This window comes from Actibacterium sp., assembly GCF_041584535.1.
Lineage (GTDB): Bacteria > Pseudomonadota > Alphaproteobacteria > Rhodobacterales > Rhodobacteraceae > Actibacterium_D.
Map to the genome: position 1 here is coordinate 1 of NZ_JBFHDW010000195.1, position 5,063 is coordinate 5,063.

The window sequence follows — 5,063 nt, forward strand, 5'->3', positions numbered from 1 at the left end:
CAGCCCGGCATTGCTGGCGACAACCCCGCCCGAGGCCGGATGTGCGGTGTTGAATTGCAGGGCCGCGCCCTTGCGGTCGCTGATGACGGCGCCGGCCTCGGTCAGAATCAGCGCCCCGGCGGCGATGTCCCAGTCCCAGCTGTCGCGGATCGTCACCATCGCATCATAGCGGCCCTCGGCCACCAGACACAGGCGATAGGCCAGCGATGGCCGCAGGTTGCGGCTGAACGAGGGGACGTTGTTGTTCCAGAATTGCGGCTCCATCGCCGGGCGGGCGACCAGAACCTCGGCGCCTTCAAGCTGTTGCCGGGTGCCGGTGCGAATGGCCACGTCGTTCAGCGCCGCACCGCCGCCCAAGGTCGCGGTATATAGCTTGTCGCGCAGCGGCAGGAACACGACGCCGGCGCGGACCTGCCCGTCTTCGACCACCGCAAGCGAATGCGCAAAGGTGCGGTCGCCGCTCATGAAGGCGCGGGTGCCGTCGATGGGATCGACCACGAACAGCCGCCGGTTTTTCAGGCGGTCAGGGCTGTCGGCGGTTTCCTCGGACAGCCAGCCGTAATCGGGCCGCGCCGCGATCAGGGATTCGCGCAGCATGGTGTCGATGGCGATATCGGCCTCGGTCACCGGGCCTTGATGGTCGGGCTTGTCCCAGTATTTCGGCGCGTTGCGCCAATACCGGGCAGCGATATGCCCGGCTTCGTGCGCAGCGTCGATCAGCAGCTTCAGGTCGTCATTCTCCGGCAAGCGTCAGTCCCTCGACCAGCAGGCTGGGCACTTGTCGAGACAGGTGCGGTCGCGCGTCATTGGCAGGCAGGATGCTGCGCAGCATGTCGCGCAAATTCCCGGCGATGGTGCATTCATTGACCGGATAGGCGATCTGGCCGTTCTCGACCCAGAACCCGGCCGCCCCGCGCGAATAATCGCCGGTGGTGGCGTTGATCGCGCTGCCGATCAGCGAGGTCACCAACAGGCCGGTGCCCATCTCGGCGATCAGGTCGTCGCGGCTTTTGTCGCCTTGGGTCAGAAACACGTTGGTTACCGCGGGCGACGGCGCCGAGGACACCCCGCGCGAGGCGCTGCCGGTGCTGGGCAGGCCCAGCTTGCGCCCGGTGGCAAGGTCCAGCGACCAGCGTTTCAGGACACCGTTTTCGACAATCGCGCTGCGGGTGACGGGCAGGCCTTCGGCGTCAAAGGGCCGGGTGCCGGTCAGGCGCGGAACCGACGGGTCTTCGATCAGCGACAGGGTGCCGGGCAGCACCTGTTCACCCATCGCATCGCGCAGCCACGATGCGCCGCGCGCAATAGCGGCGCCGTTGATCGCACCCAGCAGGTGCCCGATCAGCGAGGCGGCGATCCGTTCATCGAACAGCACCGGATAGGCGCCGGATTTCGATTTGCGCGCCCCGGCCCGCGCCAGAGTGCGTTCGGCGGCAATGCGGCCGATCAGGTCGGCATCGGGCAGATCGGCCTGATAAATCCGGCTTTCGCCGTAATAGTCGCGCTCCATCCCCGAGCCGGTGCCGGTGATCGCCACAGCCGAGGTCGCGCGGTCGCTGCGGCCATAGCCGCCGGAAAAGCCGTTGCTGGCAGCCAGATGCAACTGGCGACGGCCATAAGCGGCCGAGGCGCTTTGAACCTGACTGATGCCCTTGACCGCCAAAGCGGCGGCTTCGGCGCGCGCGGCGTCGTCTTGCAAGGCGGCGGGGCTGGGTTCGGGGCTGGGATCAGCCAGTTCCAGCGCCTCGATATCCCAGCTTTGCGCCAGTTGCGACGGATCGGCCAGACCGGCGGTCGGGTCTTCGGGCGCCTCGCGGGCCATGGCGACCGCACGTTCGGCCATCTCGCGCATGGTCTGGGGCCGGGTGTCCGAGGCCGACACACAGGCCTGTCGGGTGCCGATCAGCACCCGCAGCCCGATATCGGTGCCTTCCGAGCGCTCGGCCTGTTCCAGCTGACCGCCGCGCACGTCGATCGACAGCGACGTGCCGCTGACCGCCATAGCATCCGCCGCCTCGGCCCCGGCGCGATGCGCCGCCTGCAAAAGCTGTTCGGTCAGGTCTGATAAGGTCTGTGCCATCACGCCCCAGTCTGGTGTTTCACCTTGCACCTAGAATGCGAAACCGCCCCGTGCAAGATTTCACGGGGCGGTTTTGCCGATTGATTCAGCGAATGCTGCTTTTTTCGGCCTATTTCAACTGTTGGCCATTGGCCAGAACATGGCCGTCTTCGGTCACAGTGATATCCGAAACCAACGTGTCTACGCCACCGCCGGGCCGGGCGAACATGCCCAGCATCATGCGCAAACCCATCACCCGGTCGCTTTGCAGCAGGCCCATCGCCACCAGCTTGTCCATCAGGCCGTTGCCGCCCTCAAGCCGCAGATTCAGCGACCCGGTCGGCGCAGGCAGGCCATTGAACGTGACCAGATCGGCGTTGTTGAAGGTGAACGCGCCATTGCCGGTCAAAGAGGCGCCCGCGATCGACAGTTCCAGATCGTTGACGTCCAGCGCGTGCAATTCGCCCACCGGACCGTCCAGATCCTCGACTGCGGCGGTGTCAAAGATATCGACCGCCCAGTTGGCCAGACCGGTCATATCCACAACCAGATTGGCCGGATCGCGCGGCAATTGCTTGGTCGGGTCGAACAGGTTCCAGATCATATCGCTGATCGTCAGGCCTTTCAGCGCCGTTTTCAGTTTGAAATCAACCGGATCGTCGGTCCGGATCATCGGCATCTCGACTTGGAAATCGCTGGAGTCGATCTGCATCGAGACTTCGGGAAGTGGCATTTTCGAACTGGTGACCGTGACTCCGACCCCGCGCTGCGCACCGCCATAGCGCATCGATGGCGCGTCCAGTGCGAAATTGACGGACCCCGCCGCAGCCCGCGCATCAACGGTGCCGCTTTCGACATTGTCGGCGAAATCCAGCGCCAGCGTCGCCGGGCCGTAGGTAAAGCTTGAATCGCTGCGGATGCCCGAGGCGATCAGCGCGCTCATATCCGAGTAATCCACCTTTTCCGGCATGGTTGAATTGGTCGAGGTTTGAATATCGGTGACTGCGACCTTCATTTTCAAATGGCCGTCGCCCTGATCTTCGGGGGCGATGGCGCCGAAGTCGATGCTTAGGGCATCTGCGGCAAGGTTGGATTTCAGCAGCATCATCGCGCCATTGGGCGTGACGTTATACGTGCCCGCCAGCCCGGCAATCGCCGCATCGGCCGAGATTTCGTTCAGGCCGTCTTCGGCAGCCAGCCCGTCAAACGATGCACCAACGGCCTTGGCCGAGAAATCATAGGTCAGGGATTCGCGGCTGCCGCTGGCAATGACCTCAAGACCGCTTTGCACGATGGTGACGGTGGTGGTCAGCTTTTTGCCATTCTCGGGCGTGAGCACCACGTTCATCGGATAGGTCGCCGGTGCCGAGATCGACACGGTGCCGTTCTTTTGTTCGGTCAGCGTCAGCGTGCCGATTGGCGCGGTCAGCGAGATGCCCTGTGCGGCATAGCTGAACACCGTGTTCGACACGGTCAGGGTGCGACCCTTTTGCGAAACGTCGCCGGTGATCTGCTCGTTCGACATTGCGGCAATCGCGGTGATGTTTTCCCAGACCTCTTTCGCGGACACATCCGCCAGCGCCGCCTGACCCGAAACAAGCCCTGCAATAAGGGCGACAGTTGAAATCGTGCTACGATTGAGCATACCGAACCTTTCCGAACAACTTACAGCGTCCCAGCTTCGACTTTCGCATCGGGGCGGTCAAGGGCATGATGGGCCGTGTCACGCGACAGGAGGAACGATGTTGGACATGACAGGTAAAACCGTGCTGATCACCGGCGCCAGCCGGGGCATCGGCGCAGCGGCCGCGCGGGAATTTGCGGCGGCCGGGGCGAATGTGGCGCTGGTCGCGCGCGGGGCCGAGGCGATCTCGGCTCTGGCACAGGACATCGGTGCGGCGGCCCTGCCCATCGTCTGTGACATGGCCGATTTCGACGCGGTTCAGGCGGCGGTCGCGGCATGTGTGGCGCGGTTTGGCGGGCTGAACGTGCTGATCAACAACGCGGCGGTGATCGACCCGATCGGGCATCTGGACACGGTCGATCCGGCCGAGTGGTCGCGGCTGATCGACATCAACCTCAAAGGCCCGTTCTATGCGATCCGCGCCGCACTGCCGGCAATGATCGCTGGCGGCGGTGGCACTGTTCTGACCGTCAGTTCCGGCGCCGCCCATGGCCCGATGGAAGGCTGGAGCGCCTATTGCAGCTCGAAAGCCGGGGCGGCGATGCTGACCCGGTGTCTGGACCTTGAATGCCGCGAACAGGGCATCCGCGCGATGGGCCTGTCGCCCGGCACCGTCGCCACAAGGATGCAACGTCAGATCAGCGCCAGCGGCATTAATCCGATCAGTCAACTTGACTGGACCGCGCATATCCCGGCTGAATGGCCCGCGCGCACGCTGCTGTGGATGTGCAGCCCCGAGGCCGACGATTTCATCGGCCAAGAGATTGCGCTGCGGGATGAAACGATACGAAAACGGGTAGGGCTGATTTGATGATCGAACTGGATAAGACCGAAACGCGCTGGACCATCACCATCAATCGGCCTGACAAGGCGAATTCCCTGACCAAGGACATGCTGCGCGAGCTTGAAGTCATGGTCTCGGACGCCGCCAAGGCCGATGTGCCGGTTCTGGTGCTGACCGGCAAGGGCAAGGTGTTCTCAGCCGGGGCCGATCTGGACGAGGCCCGCGCCGGGCTGGCCACCGATGGCGTGTGGGAACGGCTTTCGGGACGGCTGGCGACGCTGAACGGTCTGACGATCTGTGCGCTGAACGGCACGCTGGCCGGTGGCGCGTTCGGCATGGCGCTGGCTTGCGACCTGCGGATCGCGGTGCCGGGGGCGAAATTCTTTTACCCGGTGATGAAGCTGGGCTTCCTGCCGCAACCCTCGGACCCGGGGCGTCTGGTGGCGCTGGTCGGGCCATCGCGGGCCAAGCTGATCCTGATGGGCGCGGCCAAGCTGACCGCCGACGAGGCGCTGAGTTTCGGCCTGATCGACCGC

Annotated in this window: 5 protein-coding genes; 2 read left to right on the top strand and 3 right to left on the bottom strand. The window is 64.4% G+C overall.

From position 1 onward, the window contains the following. The 3 genes from ABYW26_RS10195 to ABYW26_RS10205 form a co-directional block, all read right to left on the bottom strand. Window positions 1–747 (bottom strand): 3'(2'),5'-bisphosphate nucleotidase CysQ (locus tag ABYW26_RS10195; RefSeq protein ID WP_372604734.1); only part of this gene is annotated, 747 nt, incomplete at its 3' end. Continuing rightward, entirely contained in the window at window positions 734–2,080 is a 1,347-nt protein-coding gene (locus tag ABYW26_RS10200; RefSeq protein WP_372604735.1) for a TldD/PmbA family protein, read from the bottom strand. The genes ABYW26_RS10200 and ABYW26_RS10195, both read right to left, overlap by 14 nt. Before the next feature lie 109 nt (window positions 2,081–2,189). Beyond that, window positions 2,190–3,704 (bottom strand): DUF2125 domain-containing protein, encoded by a 1,515-nt coding sequence (locus tag ABYW26_RS10205; RefSeq protein ID WP_372604736.1) that lies wholly within the window; start codon window positions 3,702–3,704, stop codon window positions 2,190–2,192. Between the two features lie 100 nt (window positions 3,705–3,804). Between ABYW26_RS10205 and ABYW26_RS10210 the strand changes: the two genes are divergently transcribed. Both ABYW26_RS10210 and ABYW26_RS10215 read left to right on the top strand, forming a co-directional pair. Beyond that, window positions 3,805–4,554 (top strand): SDR family oxidoreductase, encoded by a 750-nt coding sequence (locus ABYW26_RS10210; RefSeq protein WP_372604738.1) that lies wholly within the window; start codon window positions 3,805–3,807, stop codon window positions 4,552–4,554. Further along, window positions 4,554–5,063: enoyl-CoA hydratase/isomerase family protein (locus tag ABYW26_RS10215; RefSeq protein ID WP_372604737.1), on the top strand; the 510-nt coding region annotated here is incomplete at its 3' end. The genes ABYW26_RS10210 and ABYW26_RS10215, both read left to right, overlap by 1 nt.

What these genes read in the sequence shown, in the direction of transcription:
- ABYW26_RS10200 (WP_372604735.1), bottom strand. Translation starts at nt 2,080, where the DNA reads ATGGCACAGACCTTATCAGACCTGACCGAACAGCTTTTGCAGGCGGCG.
- ABYW26_RS10205 (WP_372604736.1), bottom strand. Translation starts at nt 3,704, where the DNA reads ATGCTCAATCGTAGCACGATTTCAACTGTCGCCCTTATTGCAGGGCTT.